At 71.7% G+C, this 21120-nt stretch carries 18 protein-coding genes and 1 riboswitch; of the genes, 14 read left to right on the plus strand and 4 right to left on the minus strand.

Going from position 1 to position 21120, the window contains the following annotated elements; all coding sequences use genetic code 11:
- Nucleotides 1-147: 147 nt before the first annotated feature.
- The 7 genes from ACFQ6X_RS21960 (at nt 148) to ACFQ6X_RS21990 (ending at nt 8618) form a co-directional block, all read left to right on the plus strand.
- A complete protein-coding gene (locus ACFQ6X_RS21960) occupies nt 148-1410 on the plus strand; it encodes an anion permease (protein ID WP_383183834.1) in 1263 nt (420 codons plus the stop codon).
- 12 nt (nt 1411-1422) lie between these two features.
- Entirely contained in the window at nt 1423-1644 is a 222-nt protein-coding gene (locus ACFQ6X_RS21965; RefSeq protein WP_329212435.1) for a hypothetical protein, read from the plus strand.
- A gap of 163 nt (nt 1645-1807) precedes the next feature.
- Nucleotides 1808-1935, plus strand: a riboswitch (cobalamin riboswitch).
- Between the two features lie 129 nt (nt 1936-2064).
- A complete protein-coding gene (locus ACFQ6X_RS21970; RefSeq protein ID WP_383183836.1) occupies nt 2065-3012 on the plus strand; it encodes a cobalamin biosynthesis protein in 948 nt (315 codons plus the stop codon).
- Nucleotides 3009-4634, plus strand: a complete 1626-nt coding sequence (locus tag ACFQ6X_RS21975; protein ID WP_383183838.1) for a cobyric acid synthase — start codon at nt 3009-3011, stop codon at nt 4632-4634. The genes ACFQ6X_RS21970 and ACFQ6X_RS21975 overlap by 4 nt, the downstream gene beginning before the upstream one ends.
- Nucleotides 4631-6670: a putative cobaltochelatase gene (locus tag ACFQ6X_RS21980; RefSeq protein ID WP_383183840.1), complete on the plus strand. Its 2040-nt coding sequence runs from the start codon at nt 4631-4633 to the stop codon at nt 6668-6670. The genes ACFQ6X_RS21975 and ACFQ6X_RS21980 overlap by 4 nt, the downstream gene beginning before the upstream one ends.
- Complete coding sequence (gene cobO, locus ACFQ6X_RS21985; protein WP_329212427.1) at nt 6670-7278, plus strand: cob(I)yrinic acid a,c-diamide adenosyltransferase; 609 nt, start codon at nt 6670-6672, stop codon at nt 7276-7278. Before ACFQ6X_RS21980 ends, cobO begins: the two co-directional genes overlap by 1 nt.
- Nucleotides 7272-8618 (plus strand): cobyrinate a,c-diamide synthase, encoded by a 1347-nt coding sequence (locus tag ACFQ6X_RS21990; protein ID WP_383183842.1) that lies wholly within the window; start codon nt 7272-7274, stop codon nt 8616-8618. Before cobO ends, ACFQ6X_RS21990 begins: the two co-directional genes overlap by 7 nt.
- Nucleotides 8619-8647: 29 nt before the next feature.
- Here the strand turns inward: ACFQ6X_RS21990 and ACFQ6X_RS21995 are convergent, their stop codons facing one another.
- Complete coding sequence (locus tag ACFQ6X_RS21995) at nt 8648-9370, minus strand: ZIP family metal transporter (RefSeq protein ID WP_383183844.1); 723 nt, start codon at nt 9368-9370, stop codon at nt 8648-8650.
- Between the two features lie 78 nt (nt 9371-9448).
- On the opposite strand from ACFQ6X_RS21995, the gene cobC reads away from it, so the two are divergent.
- Nucleotides 9449-10960 (plus strand): Rv2231c family pyridoxal phosphate-dependent protein CobC, encoded by a 1512-nt coding sequence (cobC, locus tag ACFQ6X_RS22000; protein WP_383183846.1) that lies wholly within the window; start codon nt 9449-9451, stop codon nt 10958-10960.
- A gap of 80 nt (nt 10961-11040) precedes the next feature.
- Here cobC and ACFQ6X_RS22005 read toward each other — a convergent pair whose 3' ends face one another.
- Nucleotides 11041-12129 carry an SCO1860 family LAETG-anchored protein gene (locus tag ACFQ6X_RS22005; RefSeq protein ID WP_383183848.1) on the minus strand — a complete coding sequence of 363 codons (1089 nt, stop codon included), beginning with the start codon at nt 12127-12129 and terminating at the stop codon, nt 11041-11043.
- A 316-nt stretch (nt 12130-12445) separates the two neighbouring features.
- The gene (locus ACFQ6X_RS22010) at nt 12446-13546 is read right to left on the minus strand and encodes an amidohydrolase family protein (protein WP_383183850.1); all 1101 of its coding nucleotides are present in this window, start codon (nt 13544-13546) and stop codon (nt 12446-12448) included.
- Between the two features lie 101 nt (nt 13547-13647).
- On the opposite strand from ACFQ6X_RS22010, the gene ACFQ6X_RS22015 reads away from it, so the two are divergent.
- The 6 genes from ACFQ6X_RS22015 (at nt 13648) to ACFQ6X_RS22040 (ending at nt 19533) form a co-directional block, all read left to right on the plus strand.
- On the plus strand, nt 13648-14754 hold the full coding sequence (locus tag ACFQ6X_RS22015) for a pyridoxal-phosphate-dependent aminotransferase family protein (protein WP_383183852.1): 1107 nt from the start codon (nt 13648-13650) through the stop codon (nt 14752-14754).
- Nucleotides 14755-15090: 336 nt separating this feature from the next.
- A complete protein-coding gene (ectA, locus tag ACFQ6X_RS22020) occupies nt 15091-15621 on the plus strand; it encodes a diaminobutyrate acetyltransferase (protein ID WP_383183854.1) in 531 nt (176 codons plus the stop codon).
- A 73-nt stretch (nt 15622-15694) separates the two neighbouring features.
- Nucleotides 15695-16963 (plus strand): diaminobutyrate--2-oxoglutarate transaminase, encoded by a 1269-nt coding sequence (ectB, locus tag ACFQ6X_RS22025; protein ID WP_383183856.1) that lies wholly within the window; start codon nt 15695-15697, stop codon nt 16961-16963.
- A gap of 63 nt (nt 16964-17026) precedes the next feature.
- Nucleotides 17027-17425 carry an ectoine synthase gene (locus ACFQ6X_RS22030; RefSeq protein ID WP_037691652.1) on the plus strand — a complete coding sequence of 133 codons (399 nt, stop codon included), beginning with the start codon at nt 17027-17029 and terminating at the stop codon, nt 17423-17425.
- A 3-nt stretch (nt 17426-17428) separates the two neighbouring features.
- Nucleotides 17429-18322 (plus strand): ectoine hydroxylase, encoded by an 894-nt coding sequence (gene thpD, locus ACFQ6X_RS22035; RefSeq protein ID WP_383183859.1) that lies wholly within the window; start codon nt 17429-17431, stop codon nt 18320-18322.
- 203 nt (nt 18323-18525) lie between these two features.
- Nucleotides 18526-19533, plus strand: a complete 1008-nt coding sequence (locus ACFQ6X_RS22040; protein ID WP_383183861.1) for a VOC family protein — start codon at nt 18526-18528, stop codon at nt 19531-19533.
- Between the two features lie 3 nt (nt 19534-19536).
- Here ACFQ6X_RS22040 and ACFQ6X_RS22045 read toward each other — a convergent pair whose 3' ends face one another.
- Complete coding sequence (locus ACFQ6X_RS22045; protein WP_383183863.1) at nt 19537-21093, minus strand: arabinogalactan endo-beta-1,4-galactanase; 1557 nt, start codon at nt 21091-21093, stop codon at nt 19537-19539.
- Between the last annotated feature and the right edge of the window lie 27 nt (nt 21094-21120).

A 21120-nucleotide genomic window follows, 5' to 3' on the forward strand; every position in this document is an offset into this window, starting at 1 on the left:
GCGGGCCGGTGCAACCGCCCTCGGCGCACACAAGCGGAATGCCTGTTCGCGCTTGGAGTCACCGCACCGCCCTGCCCAGTTCATCTTCCGTTCACCCAGGTTGCTTACGTTCCTACAGCCACTGACGTCGAACGATTGCCTGGGTAAATGGAACACATCACGCTGCTGCTCGCGATCGTGATCGTGACAGCTCTCGTGTTCGATTTCACGAACGGTTTCCACGACACCGCCAACGCGATGGCCACCACCATCTCGACCGGCGCCCTCAAGCCCAAGACAGCGGTGGCCATGTCCGCCGTTCTCAACCTCGTCGGCGCGTTCCTGTCGGTGGAGGTCGCCAAGACGATCTCCGGCGGGATCATCAACGAGAACGGCCTCAGAACCGAGGTCATCTTCGCGGCGCTCGTCGGCGCCATCCTGTGGAATCTCCTGACCTGGCTGGTGGGTCTGCCCTCCAGTTCCTCCCACGCACTCTTCGGCGGCCTCATCGGCGCCGCGGTGATGTCGGCCGGCTGGTCCTCGATCAACGGCGGCACCGTCGTCACGAAGGTCCTCCTGCCCGCGATCGCGGCCCCCCTCGTCGCCGGCCTGGCCGCGCTGCTGGCCACGAAGCTGACGTACCGCCTCAACCGGAAGGTCACCGACGAGGCGCAGCTGAAGTCGACCGCCAAGGGCTACCGGGCCGGACAGATCGCCTCGGCGGGTCTCGTCTCGCTCGCCCACGGCACCAACGACGCCCAGAAGACGATGGGCATCATCACCCTGGCCCTGGTCACCGGTGGCGTGCTCGCCCCCGGCTCCAACCCGCCGGTCTGGGTCATCGCCTCCGCCGGTATCGCGATCGCGATGGGCACCTACCTCGGCGGCTGGCGCATCATCCGCACCATGGGCAGCGGCCTCACCGAGCTCAAGCCGCCGCAGGGCTTCGCCGCCCAGACCAGTGCGGCCACGGTCATCCTGGCCTCCTCGCACCTCGGCTTCTCCCTCTCCACCACCCAGTCCTGCTCCGGCGCCGTGATGGGCGCCGGTCTCGGACGCAAGGGGGGCGTGGTCCGCTGGTCCACCGCCACCCGCATGTTCATCGCCTGGGGCCTGACCCTGCCGGCCGCCGGTCTGGTCGGCGCGGGCGCGGAGTTCCTCACCAAGCAGGGCCCCTGGGGTGTCGGCGTGGTCGCCGTGCTCCTCGTCGCGGGCTCCGCTGCCATCTGGCTGCTGTCGCGCCGCAAGCCGGTCGACCACACCAACGTCAACGCGACGGACGCCGAGCCCGCGGGCGTCGTCACCACCGCCATCGCGGCCGTCAGCCCGCCGCCCGTCGGCTCCGGCGTCCCGGACCTCAAGACCACCATCCCGGCCCCGGCCCCGACGGCCGGATCCCCGGCCGACCCGGCCCGACCGGCCACGGTGTAAGGACAGATCCGTATGAACATCGACTGGGCAGCTCTCGCCTCCGTCTTCGGCGTCAGCCTCGTGGTCACCGTCGCACTGGTCGGCCTCTTCACCCTCGGCATCATCGGCCTCTCCAAGCAGGCATCGGCGGTGCAGTCCGGAGGGTCTCTCACGCTGGCGCGCACCGGCGCGTACGCCTGCTTCGGGCTGTGCGCGGCGGCGGTCGCCTACGGGATCTATCTGATCGTCGTCTGACCACCCCGGCGCCGAGCCGCCGTCTCCTCCCGTCGGGCCGGACACACCACGTGTGTGTCCGGCCCGATGTGCGTCTGCGCACACTGCACTCCCGCAGGTCAACGGCAGGTTGACGGGCGTTCACGGGGCGTGGTGGACTGCCGGTGCCATTTACGGCGACAGGAGAGGAAGCCGGTGCGAATCCGGCGCGGTCCCGCCACTGTCACCGGGGAGCAGGCCCCCACACGGAAGTCACGGTCCGGCACGGACTGGAAGGCCGGGGGAACTGCGGATCCGGAAGCCAGGAGACTCTCGTCGCCGGTCACGTCGAACCAGGGCGCGGACCCTGAGTTAAGGACATCTGCCATGCCTGGCTGCCGTGCGTCGGTCCCTGTGTCACCCGCTCCGAAGGTCGTTCGAGGCACGACGGCCGGCTGAACCGTGCGAGCCGACCGCATCTTCGCGTACGGCGCCACCGCCGGATTGATCGGCGACCTGCTGCTCGGTGACCCCCGGCGGGGCCACCCCGTCGCCGCCTTCGGGCAGGCCGCGGCAGGCGTCGAGAGCCGGCTGTGGCGCGATCACCGCGGCTGGGGCGCCCTGCACGCGCTGGTCTGCGCCGGGGGCGCCGCCGGTGCCGCCGCGCTGGCCGCTCGTGCCGTACGGAACCGTCCCGCCGCGGCCGTGGCGCTGACCGCCGCCGCCACCTGGTCCGTCGTCGGCGGTACGTCGCTGGGGCGGGAGGCCCGCGCCATCGGCGGCGCGCTCGCCGCCGGTGACATCGAGGTGGCCCGCGAGCGGCTGCCGCACCTCTGCGGACGTGACCCCCAGGCCCTCGACGGACCCCAGATCGCCCGCGCGGTGGTGGAGTCGGTCGCCGAGAACACCTCCGACGCCGTCGTCGGCGCCCTGGTGTGGGGCGCCATCGGCGGTGTCCCGGGCCTCGTCGGGTTCCGGGCCGTCAACACCCTCGACGCCATGGTCGGCCACAGGTCGCCGCGCCACCGGCGCTACGGCTGGGCCTCGGCCCGTCTCGACGACCTCGCCGGCTGGCCCGGTGCCCGCCTCACCGCCGTGCTCGCCGTGGCCGCCGGCGGCCGTCCGCGCGAGGCCGTGCGGGCCTGGCGGGCCGACGCGGGAAAGCACCCGAGCCCCAACGCGGGCCCGGTGGAGGCCTCGTTCGCGGGTGCGCTCGGCGTGCGCCTCGGCGGGACCCTCGCGTACGGCGGGCGGGTCGAGCACCGGCCCGTGCTCAACGGGGCGACCGGCCGGGACGTGCACGTAGCGGATATCGAACGCGCGGTGCGGCTTTCGCGCCGTGTGAGTGTGCTGGCCCTCGGCGTGTGTGCGGCCGCGCGGCTGGCCTCGGGAAGGAGAGGCCGGGCATGAACGGCGGACAGGGCGGCGGGCTGCTGGTCGCGGGGACGACCTCGGACGCGGGCAAGAGCGTCGTCACGGCGGGTATCTGCCGGTGGCTGGTGCGCCGGGGGGTGAAGGTCGCGCCGTTCAAGGCGCAGAACATGTCGCTGAACTCGTTCGTGACCCGCGAGGGTGCGGAGATCGGCCGGGCCCAGGCGATGCAGGCGCAGGCCGCCCGGGTGGAGCCGAGCGTGCTCATGAATCCGGTGCTGCTCAAGCCCGGCGGTGACCGCTCCAGTCAGGTCGTCCTGATGGGGAAGCCGGTCGGCGAGATGAGCGCGCGCGGCTACCACGGCGGGCGCCAGGAATCGCTGCTGGGGACGGTCGTGGACTGTCTGGAGCAGCTCCGGGGCACGTATGACGCCGTGATCTGCGAGGGGGCGGGCAGTCCGGCCGAGATCAATCTGCGGCGCACGGACATCGTGAACATGGGCATCGCGCGTGCCGCCCGCTTCCCGGTGCTGGTCGTCGGGGACATCGACCGGGGCGGGGTGTTCGCCTCGTTCTTCGGTACGACGGCGCTGCTGAGCGCCGAGGACCAGTCGCTGGTCGCCGGGTACCTCGTCAACAAGTTCCGCGGCGATGTGTCGCTGCTGGAGCCCGGCCTGGACATGCTGTACGAGCTCACCGGGCGCCGTACGTACGGGGTGCTGCCGTTCGCCCACGGCCTCGGCATCGACGAGGAGGACGGGCTGCGGGTGTCGATGCGCGGCGCCGTGCGGGAGTCGGTCGTCGCGCCGCCCCACGGGCAGGACGTCCTGAGGGTCGCGGTGTGCGCCGTGCCGCTGATGTCGAACTTCACCGATGTGGACGCGCTGGCGGCCGAGCCGGGCGTGGTGGTGCGGTTCGTGGACCGGGCCGAGGAGCTCGCCGACGCGGACCTGGTGATCGTGCCCGGTACGCGCGGCACGGTGAAGGCGCTGGCGTGGCTGCGCGAGCGGGGGCTGGCCGACGCGCTGCTGCGGCGGGCCGCCGAGGGGCTTCCGGTGCTGGGGATCTGCGGCGGGTTCCAGGTGCTCGGTGAGTCCATCGAGGACGAGGTGGAGTCGCGGGCGGGGCTGGTCGACGGGCTGGGGCTGCTGCCGGTGCGGATCCGGTTCGGCCGGGAGAAGGTGCTGGGCCGGCCTGTCGGGTCGGCGCTCGGAGAGCCCGTGGAGGGGTACGAGATCCATCACGGGGTCGCCGAGGTGCGCGGCGGCGAGCCGTTCCTGGACGGGTGCCGGGTGGGCGCCGTGTGGGGGACGCACTGGCACGGGTCGCTGGAGAGCGATGCGTTCAGGCGGCGGTTCCTGGCGGAGGTGGCGCGGGCGGCCGGACGGCGGTTCGTGGCGGCTCCGGACACGAGTTTCGCGGAGCTGCGGGAGGAGCAGCTGGACCGGCTGGGGGATCTGATCGAGGAGCACGCGGACACGGATGCGCTGTGGCGGCTGATCGAGGAGGGGTCGCCGGCGGGGCTGCCGTTCGTGCCGCCCGGGGCGCCGCGGGGGGCTGGGGCTTCTGTCCCTTCCCCAGGCCGGGGCTCCGCCCCGGACGCGCAGCGAACGCCTGATGTGGCTGGACCCATTGTGCATGTGACAGAGGAGGCACCGTGAGTACCCCGTATCCCTTCACCGCCATCGTCGGACAGGACGATCTGCGGCTCGGGCTGTTGCTGAACGCCGTCAGTCCGGCCGTCGGCGGCGTTCTCGTGCGGGGCGAGAAGGGCACCGCCAAGTCCACCGCCGTGCGGGCGCTCGCCGCGCTCATGCCGGAGGTGTCCGTGGTCTCCGGGTGCCGGTTCTCGTGCGATCCGGTCGCGCCCGACCCGGCGTGTCCCGACGGTCCCCACGAGGCCGGGACCGGCGTGTCGCGCGCCGCGCGGACCGTGGAGCTGCCCGTCGGCGCGTCCGAGGACCGGCTCGTGGGTGCGCTGGACATCGAGCGGGCGCTCTCGGAGGGGGTGAAGGCCTTCGAACCGGGGCTCCTCGCCGACGCGCACCGCGGGATCCTGTACGTGGACGAGGTCAATCTGCTCCACGACCACCTGGTGGACCTGCTGCTCGACGCGGCGGCCATGGGTGCCTCGTACGTCGAGCGCGAAGGTGTCTCCGTACGGCATGCGGCGCGGTTCCTGCTGGTGGGGACGATGAACCCCGAAGAGGGCGAGCTGCGACCGCAGTTGCTGGACCGCTTCGGGCTGACCGTCGAGGTGGCTGCCTCCCGCGACACCGACCAGCGGGTCGAGGTCGTACGGCGGCGGCTCGCGTACGACGACGATCCGGACGGGTTCGCCGCCCGGTGGGCGCAGGAGGAGGGCGCGTTGCGGGCGCGGATCGCCGCCGCGCGTGTCCTGTTGCCCGAAGTGGTGCTCGGGGACGGTGTGTTGCGGCAGATCGCCGCGACGTGCGCGGCTTTCGAGGTGGACGGCATGCGTGCCGACATCGTCATGGCCCGCACCGCTACGGCGCTGGCCGCGTGGGCGGGGCGCGATGAGGTCACCGCCGAGGACGTGCGGCAGGCCGCGCTCCTTGCGCTCCCCCACCGGCGGCGGCGGAACCCCTTCGACGCGCCCGGGCTGGACGAGGACAAGCTGGACGACACCCTCAGGGACGCGGCCGACGACGCGGACGGGGGCGACGACGATCCGGATCCCGACGGGCCGGGTGGCGGCGGGCTGCCTCCTCAGGGCGGCGGTCCCGACGCGGAGGGCGGTCCGGGCACGGAGAACGGACCGGGCACGGAGAGCGGTCCCGAGGAGGAGAGCGGTCCCGGATCCGGCCGTCCCGACGCGCCCGCGCCGGCCGGCGGCGGGGAGCAGCAGCCGGTACGCGCCTCGGAGCCGTTCCGCACGAAGATGCTCAGCGTGCCCGGTCTCGGCGAGGGCGCGGCCGGGCGGCGGTCCCGGGCGCGTACCGAGCACGGGCGCACGACGGGGGCGCGGCGGCCCCAGGGGTCGCTGACGAAGCTGCACCTCGCGGCGACCGTGCAGGCGGCGGCGCCGCACCAGCGGGCGCGCGGGCGGTCCGGCCGGGGCCTCGTCGTACGGCGTGACGACCTGCGGCAGGCGACGCGGGAGGGGCGCGAGGGAAACCTGGTGCTCTTCGTGGTGGACGCCTCGGGGTCGATGGCGGCCCGGCAGCGGATGAGCGCCGTGAAGGGCGCCGTGATGTCGCTGCTGCTGGACGCCTATCAGCGGCGGGACAAGGTGGGCCTGGTGACGTTCCGCGGCAAGGATGCCGAGGTCGTACTGCCGCCCACCTCGTCGGTGGACGCGGCGGCGGCGCGGCTGGAGTCGCTGCCGACCGGTGGGCGCACCCCGCTGGCCGCGGGCCTGCTGAGGGCGCACGACGTCCTGCGGGTGGAGCGGATGCGCGATCCGTCCCGGCGGCCGCTGCTCGTCGTGGTGACGGACGGCCGGGCGACCGGTGGTCCGGACCCGGTGGCGCTGGCCGCGCGGGCCGGCCGGCTGCATGCCGCCGAGGGCACGGCGTCCGTCGTCGTGGACTGCGAGTCGGGGTACGTGCGCCTCGGGCTCGCCGCACAGCTCGCCCGGGACATGGGGGGCGGCGCGGTCACGCTCGACGAACTGCGCGCCGACTCGATCGCCGGGCTGGTCAAGGATGTTCAAGCAGCCGGGAGGGCCGCGTAATGCCACAGGGACAGCCTGTATCGGTGCCGGACGACGGACTGACGACACGTCAGCGACGTAACCGTCCGCTCCTCTTCGTCCACACGGGCATCGGCAAGGGCAAGTCGACGGCGGCCTTCGGGCTCGCGCTGCGGGCCTGGAACCAGGGCTGGCCGATCGGGGTGTTCCAGTTCGTGAAGTCGGCGAAGTGGAAGGTCGGCGAGGAGAACGCGCTGAAGGTGCTCGGGGCGAGCGGCGAGGGCGGCACCGTCGACTGGCACAAGATGGGCGAGGGCTGGTCGTGGGTCCAGCGTGGCCTCCACGGCGACAACTCCGACAACGAGGAGAAGGCCCGTGAGGGCTGGGAGCAGGTCAAGCGCGACCTGGCGGCTCAGACGTACAAGCTGTACGTGCTGGACGAGTTCGCCTATCCGATGCACTGGGGCTGGATCGACACCGACGAGGTCGTCGAGGTGATGCGCGACCGTCCGGGGACGCAGCATGTCGTGATCACCGGGCGCAACGCTCCCGCGAAGCTGATCGAGGCCGCCGATCTGGTGACCGACATGTCGAAGGTCAAGCACCCGATGGACGCCGGTCAGAAGGGCCAGAGGGGCATCGAGTGGTGAGTGTTCCTCGTCTGGTCATTGCCGCGCCGGCCTCCAACAGCGGCAAGACAACGGTCGCAACGGGCCTGATGGCGGCCTTCGCGGGCCGCGGCCTCGCCGTGTCCCCGCACAAGGTGGGCCCGGACTACATCGACCCGGGGTACCACGCGCTGGCCACCGGCCGTCCGGGGCGCAACCTGGACGCGTACATGTGCGGTACGGAGCTGATCGCCCCGCTGTTCGCACACGGTGCCGCCGGTGCCGGCCTGGCGGTCGTCGAGGGCGTGATGGGGCTGTACGACGGCGCTTCGGGGCAGGGTGAACTCGCCTCCACGGCCCAGGTGTCGAAGCTCCTCCGGGCTCCCGTGGTGCTCGTCGTCGACGCCTCGTCGCAGTCCCGTTCGGTCGCTGCCCTCGTGCACGGTTTCGCGTCCTGGGATCCCGAGGTGCGGATCGGCGGGGTGATCCTCAACAAGGTGGCGTCCGACCGGCATGAGGCCCTCCTGCGGGAGGCGCTCGAGGAGACGGGCCTGCCGGTGCTGGGGGCCCTGCGGCGGGCGCCGCAGGTGGTCACGCCTTCGCGTCATCTGGGTCTGGTTCCGGTGGCGGAGCGGCAGACCGAGGCAGTCGACGCCGTACGGGCGATGGCGGAGCGCGTACGGGCGGGCTGCGACCTGGACGCCCTGCTGGCGCTGGCCCGTTCGGCGCCCGCGCTGCCCGACGAGGTGTGGGAGCCGGAGCGGCATTCCGTCGACGGGGTGCGGCCGGTGGTGGCCGTGGCGGGCGGGGCCGCGTTCACGTTCGCGTACGCGGAGCATGCCGAGCTGCTGACGGCCGCCGGAGCGGATGTGGTGGTCTTCGACCCGTTGCACGACGAGAAGCTGCCCGCGGGGACGGCGGGACTGGTCATCGGTGGCGGCTTCCCCGAGATGTACGCGCCGGAGCTGTCGTCGAACGAACCGCTGCGCAGGTCGGTGACCGAACTCGCCCTGTCCGGCGCCCCGGTGGCGGCCGAGTGCGCGGGGCTGCTGTATCTGGCGCGTGAGCTGGACGGGCGTCCGATGTGCGGGGTGCTGGACGCCTCGGCCCGGATGTCCGAACGGCTGACGCTCGGCTACCGGCAGGCCGTCGCGGTGTCCGACAGCGTGCTGGCGGCGGCGGGAACCCGGCTGCGCGGGCACGAGTTCCACCGGACGGTGCTGGAGCCCGGTGCCGGTGCCACCCCTGCCTGGGGGATGCACCAGCCGGAACGCCGGGTGGAGGGCTTCGTCCAGCAGGGTGTGCACGCGAGCTACCTGCACACGCACTGGGCGGCGTCACCCGGGGTGGCCCGGCGGTTCGTGGAGCACTGCCGGGCATGAGCACGGCAAGAGGCTCGAGAGGCCCCGGGTCACTCCGCGATGCCGACGACCAGCCAGATGAAGCCCACTCCGGCGACGGTGCACAGCAGCGTGGAGCGGGCCGGGTGGTCGTGGTGGGCCTCGGGCAGGATCTCGGCGGCGGCGAGGTAGAGGAGTGCCCCGCCGAAGAAGCCGAGATAACAGCCGAGCAGTTCCTCCGGAAGGGTGAACAGCAGGGTGGTCGCCGCGCCCACGATCGGGGCCAGGGCATCCGCGTACAGCATCAGGAGGGCCTTGCGGCGGGCGTTCCCGTAGAGGCTGGTGATCGTGTAGGTGTTGAATCCGTCGGCGAAGTCGTGGGTGATCACGGCGAGAGCGACGGCGGCGCCCATGCCGCCGCCGACCTGGAAGGCGGCGCCGAGCGCGATGCCGTCCATCAGGCTGTGTCCCACCATCGCGGCCGCGGCCGTCATCCCGACCTGCGGCACTCTCTCCTCGCCCGCACCATGTGCCGCCTGGCGTACGGCCAGTGAACGCTCCACGACATGGGCCACCAGGAAGCCGCCCACGAAGAGCAGCAGCGCGGCGGGGACACCGAAGACCGCTCCGCCCGCGGCCTCCACCGCTTCGGGCAGCAGATCGAGACCGACGACGCCGAGCATCAGTCCGCCGGCGAGGCCCAGCACCAGGTGACGGCGGTCGGTGACGCGTTGAGCGACCCAGCCGCCGGCCAGGGTCATCAGGAACGCGCCGAGCGCGACGAACACCGCCATGGGCCCTTGCTAGCCGATCGACCCCCGGGCCCGCATCTCAGGCAGCCCTAACCCGCCACCCCGAAAAGGACTCCGCTCATGACCCGCACCGTGCTCGTCGTCGGCGTCGGTGCCCGCCGGGGCGTCACGGCCGACGAGGTTCTCGAGCTGGTCCTCGAGGCACTGCGCGCGGCCGGGTCGGCGGCCTCCGACGTGGTGGAACTGGCAACGCTCGACACGAGGGCGGACGAACCGGGGATCACGGGTGCGGCAGCACGGCTCGGGGTGCCGGTCCGCGCGTTTCCCGCCGCGGTGCTGGCCGCCGTCCGCGTACCGAACCCCTCGGGGGCGCCGCGGGACGCCGTCGGCACACCGTCGGTCGCGGAGGCTGCCGCGCTCGTCGGCGCGGATGAACTCCTCGTACCGAAACGGAAGTCGGCCTCGGCGACCTGCGCGGTGGCACGCCGGCTGCTTTCTGTCGGCACCCCGGCGTCGACGAATGGCGCTGAGCCGTTCACCATGGCTGCCATGCTGCCCCCCACGAAGCACATCGACAGCGCCGGGCCCGATCTGCGGCACCACGGCGACGCGGAAGTACGCGGCCTGGATCTGACCGACCTCGCCGTGAACGTACGGACCGGTACGCCCCCGGACTGGCTGCGGGAGCGGATAGCCGCGTCACTGGGCTCGCTGGCCGCCTATCCGGACGGCCGTCCGGCACGGGCGGCGGTGGCCGCACGGCACGGACTGCCCGAGGAGCGTGTCCTGCTGACGGCGGGTGCGGCCGAGGCCTTCGTACTGATCGCACGGGCGCTGCCGGCCCGGCGGCCGGTCGTCGTGCATCCTCAGTTCACCGAGCCGGAGGCGGCGCTGCGCGCGGCCGGGCACGAGGTCGGGCGGGTGGTGCTGCGTCCGGAGGACGGTTTCCGGCTGGATCCGTCGGCGGTGCCCGAGGACGCCGATCTGGTGGTGGTCGGCAATCCGACCAACCCGACGTCCGTGCTCCACCCCGCGGGCGTGCTGGAGCAACTGGCTCGGCCCGGGCGGACGCTGGTGGTCGACGAGGCGTTCATGGACGCCGTTCCGGGCGAGCGGGAGGCGCTGTGCGATCGCGAGGACGTCCCCGGGCTCGTCGTGCTGCGGAGCCTGACCAAGACCTGGGGCCTTGCGGGACTGCGGATCGGCTATGTGCTCGCGGATCCGGCGACGCTCGCTCTGCTGCAGGAGGCGCAGCCCCTGTGGCCGGTGTCCTCCCCCGCCCTGGCGGCGGCGGAGGCCTGCATGGAGCCGCGTGCGCTGGTGGAGGCGGCCGATGCGGCGGACCGTGTCGTGGTGGACCGGGCGCATCTGCTGGCCGGGCTCGCGGAGTTCAGTGAAGTGCAGGTGGTGGAGCCGGCGGCGGGACCGTTCGTTCTCCTGCGGGTGGACCGGGCGGACGAGGTGAGGGAGCGGCTGCGCTCACGGGGGTTCGCCGCACGGCGCGGTGACACGTTCCCCGGGCTGGGCAGCGAGTGGCTGCGGCTGGCCGTACGCGACCGCGTGACGACCAACAGATTCCTCCAGGCCCTCGACCTGGCGCTGCAGGGGCTGCCCCGGAGAGCGGCCGGCTGAGGGACCCGGGGGGCGGGGAGCGGTGTTCCGTCACACGAACGCCGCTTCCCGCCCCGCCCCCCACGTCCCCCTCGGGTGGTTCAGCTCCGGGCGCGCCTGCGGGCGACGACCGTGGCACCGGCGCCGGCCGCCAGCAGAAGGGCCGAACCGGCTGCGATGTACGGGGTCGAGGAGCTGGATCCGGTCTCCGCGAGGTCGCCGCTGCCGGATGCCTGGACCGGGTCGGAGCCGGTCTGGGGCTTCACGTCGACGGCATCGCCCTTGTCGCCGGTGCTGCCTGTGCTGCCCGTGCTGCCGGTGTCACCGGATCCGCCGGTCGAACCGCCGCCGGAGGACCCGGCGGTGGAGCCGCCGCCCTGAGAACCCCCGCTGCTCGAACCGCCGCTGCTCGAACCGCCGTTGTCCGAACCGCCGTTGTCCGAGCCGCCGTTGTCCGAGCCGCCCTCACCCCTCGGCGTCCTGCACGTGGCCTCGGCCAGCGTGACCTCTCCCTGCACATCGGCCACGTTGAGCTTGCCCGGGTTCACGGACACCCGCAGCTGAAGCGCCGTCGCGGCGGCTGTACGTGAGGTGGTGCTGGTCTTCGACAGGTCCAGGGTCACTTCGCCGACGCCCGGTACCTCGACCTGCGTCCGACCGCCCGAGGTCAGCCTGATCCGCTTGCCGAGCACCGAGACGTGTCCCAGCACGTTCGACTCCGCGACCGGCTTCTTCCCCACCTCGCAGACCGCCTTGGAGGTGACCTTCTGGACCTCGATGAGCGAGAGCAGCGGCAGTCCGGGCACGTGCACCCGGGCCTTCACGAGGTTGGCGTAGCCCTCGGCCCTGCGCTTGTCGACGGTTGCGTTCGCGGTGGCCACGTCGGCCTTCAGCACATGGACGGGGCGCCCCCGCTCCGCTCCGTCGAGCTCCACGCTGAGCGCGGTCTCCTCGGCGCTCGCGGGTGCCTGCACCTCGTTCAGCGTGGCCTTGAGCGGCACCTCGACCGACTTGTTCAGGAGCGAGACGTCGAGTGCGGCACGGAGTACGACCGCGCTCGCCTTTCCGCGGCCGTCGGCCGGGGTGGCCGGCGCCGTTCCGGTGGCGGCCTGCGCGGGGACGGCGACCAGCAGCGCGACGGGAGCGGCGGCGACCGCCAGGGCAGCCAGGCGGAAGGTGTTGCTGTTCAAAATGGTGGAACCCCCACAAGAGACATGGAGCCCTCCGGCGCCGTCAATGGGGGACATCGCGTGCGCCGGGGGCCTCGACTCCGTGAATCTTTACGCACAGAGGGTGAACTGACAGACACCTGGCGTCAGTTCACTCCAAAGGGGGGTTTTCGCGTACACCTTCGAATATTCCGGCACAGGAGTTCCCCGGAGTCACTCGTTTCGCCCAGCGCGGGCGGCGCGGTCACCGGACGACCGGGAGAACCCAACGAAGTGCTTCAACGAGTGGGCGGCGGCCGGGTCACCTGCCGGTCAACTCGGCGCCTCCCCCGGCAGGTCAGCCGACCACCCGCCCGTTGAGCACCACCCGCCGCGGATCCGCCAGTACGCGCACGTCCGCCCGCGGGTCCTCGTCGTACACGACCAGGTCCGCCGGAGCGCCCTCCTCCAGCACCGGCCGGCCGAGCCACTTCCGGGCGCCCCAGGCCGTCGCGGAGAGGGCTTCGAGGGGCGGGATGCCCGCCTTCACCAGTTCGGCGACCTCCCCCGCCACCAGGCCGTGGGCCAGTGAACCGCCCGCGTCCGTGCCGACGAAGACCGGGATGCCCGCGTCGTACGCGGCGCGCACGGTGTCGTACCGGCGCTCGTACAGCTGCCGCATATGAGCGGACCACTGGGGGAACTTGGCCTCGCCGCCCGCCGCGAGGTCGGGGAACGTGGCGATGTTGACCAGCGTCGGGACGATCGCGACGCCACGCTCCGCGAAGAGCGGAATGGTGTCCTCGGTCAGCCCCGTCGCGTGCTCGATGCAGTCGATCCCGGCCTCCACCAGGTCGCGCAGGGCGGCCTCGGCGAAGCAGTGGGCGGTGACCCTGGCCCCGAGGCGGTGCGCCTCGGCGATGGCGGCCTCGACCTCGGCGCGCGGCCAGCAGGCGGTCAGGTCGCCGGCGTCGCGGTCGATCCAGTCGCCGACCAGCTTCACCCAGCCGTCCCCGCGCCTCGCTTCCCGCGCGACGTACGCGACCAGGTCACCGGGCTCGATCTCGTGGGCGTAGTTCCTGATGTACCGGCGGGTCCTGGCGATGTGACGGCCCGCCCTGATGATCTTCGGCAGGTCCTCCCGGTCGTCGATCCACCGGGTGTCGGAGGGCGATCCGGCGTCCCGGATGAGCAGCGTGCCGGCCTCCCGGTCGCTGAGGGCCTGCTTCTCGCTGGTCGCCGCGTCGACGGGTCCGTGGCGGTCGAGGCCGACATGGCAGTGCGCGTCGACGAGACCGGGCAGGGCCCAGCCGCTGACGGTCACCGCGTCGTCCGCGCCGGGCGGCCGCTCGTAGGTGATCCGCCCGTCGACGGCCCAGAGTCCGTCCCTGACGTCGTCGGGGCCGACGAGCACCCGCCCCTTGATCCGCAGCACCGGCGCCACCTCGTGATCACTCATGGCTGCACTGTACGAGGCGGTGGACAAGGGCCTCCAAGAGGCGCTGGGTACCCTCGAAGCACCGCTGACCGCAGCTGGACCGATCCGAAGAGAGCACCACCGTGACGCACCCCTTCCTCGACCTTCCCCCGCTCACCGCCGCGCATTTCGCGGCGATCGAGCGTCGGGTGGCCGGCCTCCTCGCCACCGAGCAGGACGTCGTCATCATGCAGGGCGAGGCGCTGCTGCCCCTCGAAGGCTGCATCCGGGGCGGGGCCGGGCCCGGTTCGACCGCGCTGAACATCGTCACGGGTCCGTACGGCCAGACCTTCGGGAACTGGCTGCGGGACTGCGGCGCCGATGTCGTCGATCTCGCGGTGCCGTTCCACACGGCGGTCACCGCCGAGCAGGTCGCCCAGGCGCTGGCCGCGCGCCCGGAGATCGACTTCGTGTCGCTGGTGCACGCCGAGGCCGCGACGGGCAACACCAATCCGGTCGCGGAGATCGGTGAGGTGGTCCGGGCCCACGGTGCGCTGTTCATGCTGGACGCCGTCGCGTCGGTGGGGGCCGAGCCGCTGCTGCCGGACGCCTGGGGTGTGGATCTGTGTGTCATCGGCGCCCAGAAGGCGATGGGCGGCCCGGCCGGGGTCTCGGCGGTGTCGGTGAGCGGGCGTGCCTGGGAGCGGATCGCGGCCAACCCGAAGGCCCCGCGGCACTCGTACCTCTCCCTCCTGGACTGGAAGACGCGCTGGATCGACGGTGGGCGCAAGGCACTGCTGCACGCGCCCGCGCAGCTGGAGATGCTGGCGCTGGAGGCTTGTCTGGAGCGGATCGAGGCCGAGGGCCTGGACTCCCTGACGGCCCGGCACGCCTCGGCGGCGGCGGCGACCCGGGCGGGCGCCCTGGCGCTCGGCGGCGGGCTGGAGCCGTACGTCCACGATGCCCGCGACGCGGCGCCGGTCGCCACGACGCTGCGCGCCCCCGAGGGCCTCGACGCCTCCGCCCTGGTCGAGCGGGCGCTCGCCGCCGACCCTTCGCTGCCTCTGATCGCGGGCGGCGGCGCGCTGTCCAAGGAGATGATCCGGGTCAACCACTACGGCGTGGACGCGACGCGGGACGCGGTGCGGTCCTCGCTCGCCGCCCTGGGTGCCGCGCTGGACGGCGCCGGACGCACGACCGATCCGGAGGCTGCCCGCACGGCCGTATCGGAAACCTGGCCGGGCAACTGAATTCCCCCGGACCCATAATTGGGCGCCTAAATCGATGAATAAGGGGAGCTGCTTTATCAGGAGCAGCTCCCCGCATTCTTCTGCCCGCTTTCCTCGCACCTAAACACCCCAGTTCCCACCTGGCCCGGCCGCGTAATCCGGATGCGTGTCACGAGAGTTACGACCCTGTGACCGACTCCACAGAGAGGCCGTTATGCCGGATAAATTCCGGTCAAAGGGTGAGAAAACGTCCCCCGATCCGGCCCGGATCGCGCCCGCGTGATAACACATCGGCACCTCCCACCCAACCCCCTACGTCGATGCAATTTTGATTTTTGCTGGGTAAATTCAATTCGCATGACCGCAGCACCAGCAGACTTTGCACGTGCCCGAAGCGAATTCCTCAGAATCGACACCCCGCGAGTGGAGGACGGAGCCGCGATCTGGCGAATTGCCCGCGACTCCGAGGTCCTGGACCTCAACTCCTCGTACAGCTACCTGCTGTGGTGCCGTGACTTCGCGGCGACCTCCGTGGTCGCCCGCGACGAGAACGGCGACCCCGTCGCCTTCGTGACGGGATACATCCGCCCCGACCGCCCCGAGACGCTCGTCGTCTGGCAGGTGGCCGTCGACCGGGCCCACCGCGGGAAGGGACTGGCTGCCACGCTGCTGGACGCCCTGATCGCCCGCGTCGCCGCCGCCCAGGGCCTGGCCACGGTCGAGACGACCGTCACTCCGGACAACACCGCGTCCGACCGCCTGTTCACCTCCTTCGCGCAGCGCCACGACGTTCCCCTGGAGCACGAGGTGCTCTTCGACGGCGGGCTGTTCCCGGAGGGAACGCACCTGCCGGAGGTCCTGTACCGCATCGGCCCGCTCCACGCGTAGGGCCTGACCCGCCCCCGCCCGGGGCGTGCCTCACCCGCCGCCCGTCACACCCCCCTCGAGCAGGAGATTCGCTGTGACCATCACCCCGCCCGCCCTGAGTGTCTTCGAGACCCTGGAGTCGGAAGTACGGAGCTACTGCCGCGGTTGGCCCGCAGTCTTCGACCGCGCGCAGGGCGCCCGGCTGACGGACGAGGACGGACACTCGTACCTCGACTTCTTCGCCGGTGCCGGATCCCTCAACTACGGCCACAACAACCCGGTGCTGAAACGCGCGCTGATCGACTACATCGAGCGCGACGGCATCACCCACGGTCTGGACATGGCCACGACGGCCAAACGCGCCTTCCTGGAGACCTTCCAGAACGTGATCCTGCGCCCCCGTGACCTGCCGTACAAGGTGATGTTCCCCGGCCCGACCGGCACCAACGCCGTCGAGTCGGCGCTGAAGCTCGCCCGCAAGGTCAAGGGCCGCGAGTCCGTCGTCTCGTTCACGAACGCCTTCCACGGCATGTCGCTCGGCTCGCTCGCCGTGACCGGCAACGCCTTCAAGCGGGCGGGCGCCGGCATCCCGCTGGTGCACGGCACCCCGATGCCGTTCGACAACTACTTCGACGGCCAGGTCCCCGACTTCCTGTGGTTCGAGCGGCTCCTGGAGGACCAGGGCTCCGGGCTCAACAAGCCCGCCGCCGTGATCGTGGAGACCGTGCAGGGCGAGGGCGGCATCAACGTCGCCCGCGCCGAGTGGCTCCGCGCGCTCCAGGACCTGTGCCACCGCCAGGACATGCTCCTGATCGTCGACGACATCCAGATGGGCTGCGGGCGTACCGGCGGCTTCTTCTCCTTCGAGGAGGCCGGCATCGTCCCGGACATCGTCACGCTGTCGAAGTCCATCAGCGGCTACGGCATGCCGATGGCGCTCTGCCTGTTCAAGCCCGAGCTGGACATCTGGGAGCCGGGCGAGCACAACGGCACCTTCCGCGGCAACAACCCGGCCTTCGTCACGGCCGCCGCCGCGCTCGACGCCTACTGGGCGGACGGCCAGATGGAGAAGCAGACCCTGGCACGCGGCGAGCAGGTGGAGCGGGCGCTGCTCGCGATCTGCGACGAGAACCCGGAGCTCGGCGGTCACTTCCGCGGTCGCGGCCTGGTCTGGGGCCTTGAGTTCCCCGACGTCTCGCGCGCCTCCGCCGTCTGCGCCCGCGCCTTCGAGCTGGGTCTGCTGCTGGAGACCTCGGGCCCGCAGAGCGAGGTCGTGAAGCTGCTTCCGTCGCTGACCATCACCCCCGAAGAGCTGGACGAGGGCCTGCGCACGCTGGCCCGGTCCGTCCGTGAGACCGCCTGACCGGGGTACGCCCCCGGGGCAGGCACATCTGAGCAGTACAGAAGAGAAAGGCACCATCCCACCGTGATCGTCCGATCGTTCAGTGACATCGAGAACACCGACCGGCATGTGAAGGCCGCCTCAGGAACCTGGGAGAGCAAGCGCATCGTGCTCGCCAAGGAGAAGGTGGGCTTCTCGCTCCACGAAACCGTGCTGTACGCGGGCACGGAGACGTCCATGTGGTACGCGAACCACATCGAGGCCGTGCTGTGCACCGAGGGCGAGGCCGAGCTCACCAATGACGAGACCGGCGAGAAGCACTGGATCTCCCCGGGAACGATGTACCTGCTGAACGGGCACGAGCACCACACGCTGCGGCCCAAGACCGACTTCCGCTGCGTGTGCGTCTTCAACCCCCCCGTCACCGGACGGGAGGACCATGACGAGAACGGTGTCTATCCGCTGCTGACAGAGGAGGGCTGAACCATGACCACCGAAGTACGCGCCGACCTGTACCCCTCGCGCGGCGCCGCCGAGATGACCACTCCCCGCCAGGACCCGGTCATCTGGTCCGCGCCGGGCGCACCCGGTCCCGTCGCCGCGAAGGACCTCCAGGGCTTCGAGGAGAACGGCTTCCTCACCGTCGACCAGATCATCACGGACGACGAGGTGGCCGGCTACCACGCCGAGCTGGAACGGCTCATCGCCGATCCCGCGGTCCGTGCCGACGAGCGCTCGATCATCGAGCCGAAGTCGCAGAGCGTGCGGTCCGTCTTCGAGGTCCACAAGCTCAGCGAGGTCTTCGCCCGGCTCGTGAGCGACGAGCGCGTGGTGGGCAGGGCCCGTCAGATCCTCGGTTCGGACGTGTACGTCCACCAGTCCCGGATCAATGTGAAGCCCGGCTTCGGTGCTTCGGGCTTCTACTGGCACTCGGACTTCGAGACCTGGCACGCCGAGGACGGTCTGCCGAACATGCGGACCGTGTCCGTCTCGATCGCGCTGACCGAGAACTACGACACCAACGGCGGGCTGATGATCATGCCCGGTTCGCACAAGTCGTTCCTCGGCTGCGCGGGCGAGACGCCGAAGGACAACTACAAGAGGTCCCTGCAGATGCAGGACGCCGGCACCCCGTCCGACGAGGCGCTGACGAAGATGGCCGACCGGCACGGCATCAAGCTCTTCACGGGCAGGGCCGGTTCGGCGACCTGGTTCGACTGCAACTGCATGCACGGCTCGGGGGACAACATCACCCCGTACGCGCGCAGCAATGTCTTCATCGTGTTCAACAGCGTGGAGAACACGGCCGAGGAGCCCTTCGCGGCTCCGATCCGCCGCCCCGAGTTCATCGGGGCGCGCGATTTCACGCCGGTGAAGTAGGGGCGTACGACGGTCAGGTGGGGCGGGACGCATCACGCGCCCCGCCCCTCCGGCGTTCCCCGCTCCCGAGCCCGCCGCGGATGCCGGGAGCCTCGGCTGACATCGGCGTACGCGGAGCGCCACCGGCGTCCACCACCGCGAGGGCCCACCCGGCCGTTCAACTCGCTGGACCTCGGACCGGGTCAGCGGAGAAGGTGGCGCCCATGACATCCCTCGTACAGCACGTCACCATCGACTGCGCCGACGCCTTCAAGCTGGCCACCTTCTGGGCCGAGGTCCTCGGTTCCTCCGTGTCCGACGACGACGAGCCCGGTGACCCCGAGGCGCTCGTCGAGACACCACGTGCGGCGCTGCTCTTCGTCACGGTGCCCGAGCCCAGGACCACCAAGAACCGCGTCCACCTCGACCTGCGCCCCGACGACCGCAGCCGTGACGCGGAGGTCGAGCGGCTGCTCGCTCTCGGCGCCACGCTCGTCGCCGACCACCGCAAGCCCAACGGGCGGGGCTGGGCGACGATGGCCGACCCCGAGGGCAACGAGTTCTGCGTGGAGTGCAGCGCCGCCGAGCGCGCGGCGCTGAGCGGGACCCGGATGCCGGTCACCGCGGACGACGTGGCCCGGGCCGTGCACCTCGCGGTCGACGTCCTCAAGGAGTCCCCGGCGGACAACTGGCAGGTACCGGCCGGATCGTTGGAGTGGAGCTGCTGGGAGACCGTCGAGCACCTGAGCGACGACCTCTTCGCGTACGCGGTCCAGCTCGGCCCCCGGAAGCCGCCGACCGACACCGAGGTGCCCTACCGGTGGGCGGCGGAGCGCGAGGGCGGCCCGGCGAACTCGATCTTCGCGGACCCGGCGGCCGGGTCCGCCGGGCTGCTGCAGACCCTGGAGGCGAGCGGCGCCCTGCTCACGGCGATGGTGCGGACGACTCCGGCGGAGGTCCGTTCGCACCATGTGTTCGGGCTCTCCGACGCCGAGGGCTTCGCCGCGATGGGCATCGTGGAGACCCTCGTGCACACCCACGACATCGCCGAGGGCCTGTCCCTGTCCTGGGCTCCGCCCGCAGACCTGTGCGACCGGGTGCTGGCCCGGCTCTTCCCCGGTGCGCCGGACGACGAGGACCGGTGGGCCGTCCTGCTCTGGTCCACCGGCCGCGCCGAGCTGCCGGGCCGCGACCGTGTCACCTCGTGGAAGTGGCACGGCGCGCCCCTGTAACCCCTACCGGTGGGAGAACCAGCTCGCCGCCGGGAGCAGCTTCCCGTCGTAGTCGAACACCGCCTGGTTCTCCCACGCGTTGCCCGACGAGGGGTCGGCCGGGTCCCAGCCGCTGCCGGTGACCGCGGTCCAGGCCGGCTCCCAGTAGACGGCGCCGAGCCCGCGGCCGTTCGGGACGGCCTCGACGACGTTCATGACGTCGCGGAGGTTGGCGGCCTGGCCGGCCGGGGTCGCCGGGTAGCCGGTGACCAGCTGGGACGCGGTGGCCACGTTGTTCTCCAGGCCGTCGTCGTCCGCGAGTGTGTGAGCGTACGCGGTCTCGGCGACCAGCACCGGCTTTCCGTACCGGGAGGCGGTGTCGTCGAGGTTGGTCTGCAGCTCGGACAGCGAGCCGTGCCAGTAGCCGTAGTACGAGAGGGCGATGACGTCGAAGGGGACGCCCTGCGACACGGCGTTGTCGAACCACCAGCGGGTGCCGGCGTTGTCGCCGCCCTTGGCGAGGTGCAGCGCCACCTTCGTACCGGAGGAGACGGCCTTGGCGGCGTTCGCCCCGGAGGTCAGGAGGCCGGCCAGCTGGGACCAGTTGTCCGTGGACCCCTCGGGCCACAGCATTCCGGCGTTGGTCTCGTTGCCGATCTGCACCATGTCGGCGGTGGTGCCCTGGGCCTTCAGCGCGTTCAGCACGTCGTACGTGTGGTTGTAGACGTCGGTGCGGAGCCGGCTGTAGCTGTGGCCGGCCCAGGCGGCGGGCTTGACCTGCTTGCCGGGGTCGGCCCAGGCGTCGGAGTAGTGGAAGTCGATGAGCGTCTTCATGCCGAGTGCCTTGGCGCGCTTGGCCATGGCGAGCACCCGGGCCTTGTTGTTGTAGCCGTCGGCCGGGTTCACCCAGACCTTGAGGCGCACGTAGTTCATCCCGGAGTTCTTGAGGATGGTCATCGCGTCGCCGGCCGTACCGCTCGCGTCGCGGTACACCGCGCCGTGCGCCTCGTTCTTCGGGAGGGTGGAGAGGTCGCCGCCCCTGACGCTCAGCCCGGTGGTGCCCTGGGTGAACGTGATGTCGTCGAAGTTGGCCCACTCCCCCGCGTGCGCGTCGGAGTTGAGGCTGACCGTGCAGGCCCCTCCGGTCACCTTGACCGAGGTGACGAGCCGGATCCAGGCGCCGTTGGCGGTGGGCGGCAGGTCGGTGCGCTGCTCGGCGCCGCCGCAGTTGCGCAGGGCTATGTAGGCGGAGTTCTGGCCGCCGCCGGAACGGACCCAGGCGCTGAGGGTGTACGTGCCGTCGGTGAGGCCGGAGAGGTACTGGTAGGTCTCGACCTTGTACGCCGAGGCGGACCAGTGGCTGAGCCTGGTGCTGCCCGTGCGGCCGCCCGCCTCGGTGAAGGAGGCGGCGGTCTGCCCGCCCGCCGAGTAGGTCGACCAGCCGGTGCTGCCCGATTCGAAACCGGGGTTGGCGGGGGTGGTGGCCGCGTGGGCGGCCTGGGCGGGGAGGGCGGCGAACAGCAGGCCGGAGAGTGCGGCCACCGTTCCTGCGGCTCTGCGGGTGTGCGTCGTTCCGTACATCGTCGATGTCCCTTCGACAGTTGTGCG

Origin of the sequence: Streptomyces sp. NPDC056452, assembly GCF_042796085.1 — a bacterium.
Taxonomy (GTDB): domain Bacteria; phylum Actinomycetota; class Actinomycetes; order Streptomycetales; family Streptomycetaceae; genus Streptomyces.

What these genes read in the sequence shown, in the direction of transcription:
- ACFQ6X_RS22010 (WP_383183850.1), bottom strand. Translation starts at nt 13,546, where the DNA reads ATGAGTGATCACGAGGTGGCGCCGGTGCTGCGGATCAAGGGGCGGGTG.
- cobO (WP_329212427.1), top strand. Translation starts at nt 6,670, where the DNA reads ATGCCACAGGGACAGCCTGTATCGGTGCCGGACGACGGACTGACGACA.
- ACFQ6X_RS21975 (WP_383183838.1), top strand. Translation starts at nt 3,009, where the DNA reads ATGAACGGCGGACAGGGCGGCGGGCTGCTGGTCGCGGGGACGACCTCG.
- ACFQ6X_RS22045 (WP_383183863.1), bottom strand. Translation starts at nt 21,093, where the DNA reads ATGTACGGAACGACGCACACCCGCAGAGCCGCAGGAACGGTGGCCGCA.
- ACFQ6X_RS22040 (WP_383183861.1), top strand. Translation starts at nt 18,526, where the DNA reads ATGACATCCCTCGTACAGCACGTCACCATCGACTGCGCCGACGCCTTC.
- cobC (WP_383183846.1), top strand. Translation starts at nt 9,449, where the DNA reads ATGACCCGCACCGTGCTCGTCGTCGGCGTCGGTGCCCGCCGGGGCGTC.
- ACFQ6X_RS21965 (WP_329212435.1), top strand. Translation starts at nt 1,423, where the DNA reads ATGAACATCGACTGGGCAGCTCTCGCCTCCGTCTTCGGCGTCAGCCTC.
- ACFQ6X_RS21995 (WP_383183844.1), bottom strand. Translation starts at nt 9,370, where the DNA reads ATGGCGGTGTTCGTCGCGCTCGGCGCGTTCCTGATGACCCTGGCCGGC.
- ectA (WP_383183854.1), top strand. Translation starts at nt 15,091, where the DNA reads ATGACCGCAGCACCAGCAGACTTTGCACGTGCCCGAAGCGAATTCCTC.
- ACFQ6X_RS21960 (WP_383183834.1), top strand. Translation starts at nt 148, where the DNA reads ATGGAACACATCACGCTGCTGCTCGCGATCGTGATCGTGACAGCTCTC.
- thpD (WP_383183859.1), top strand. Translation starts at nt 17,429, where the DNA reads ATGACCACCGAAGTACGCGCCGACCTGTACCCCTCGCGCGGCGCCGCC.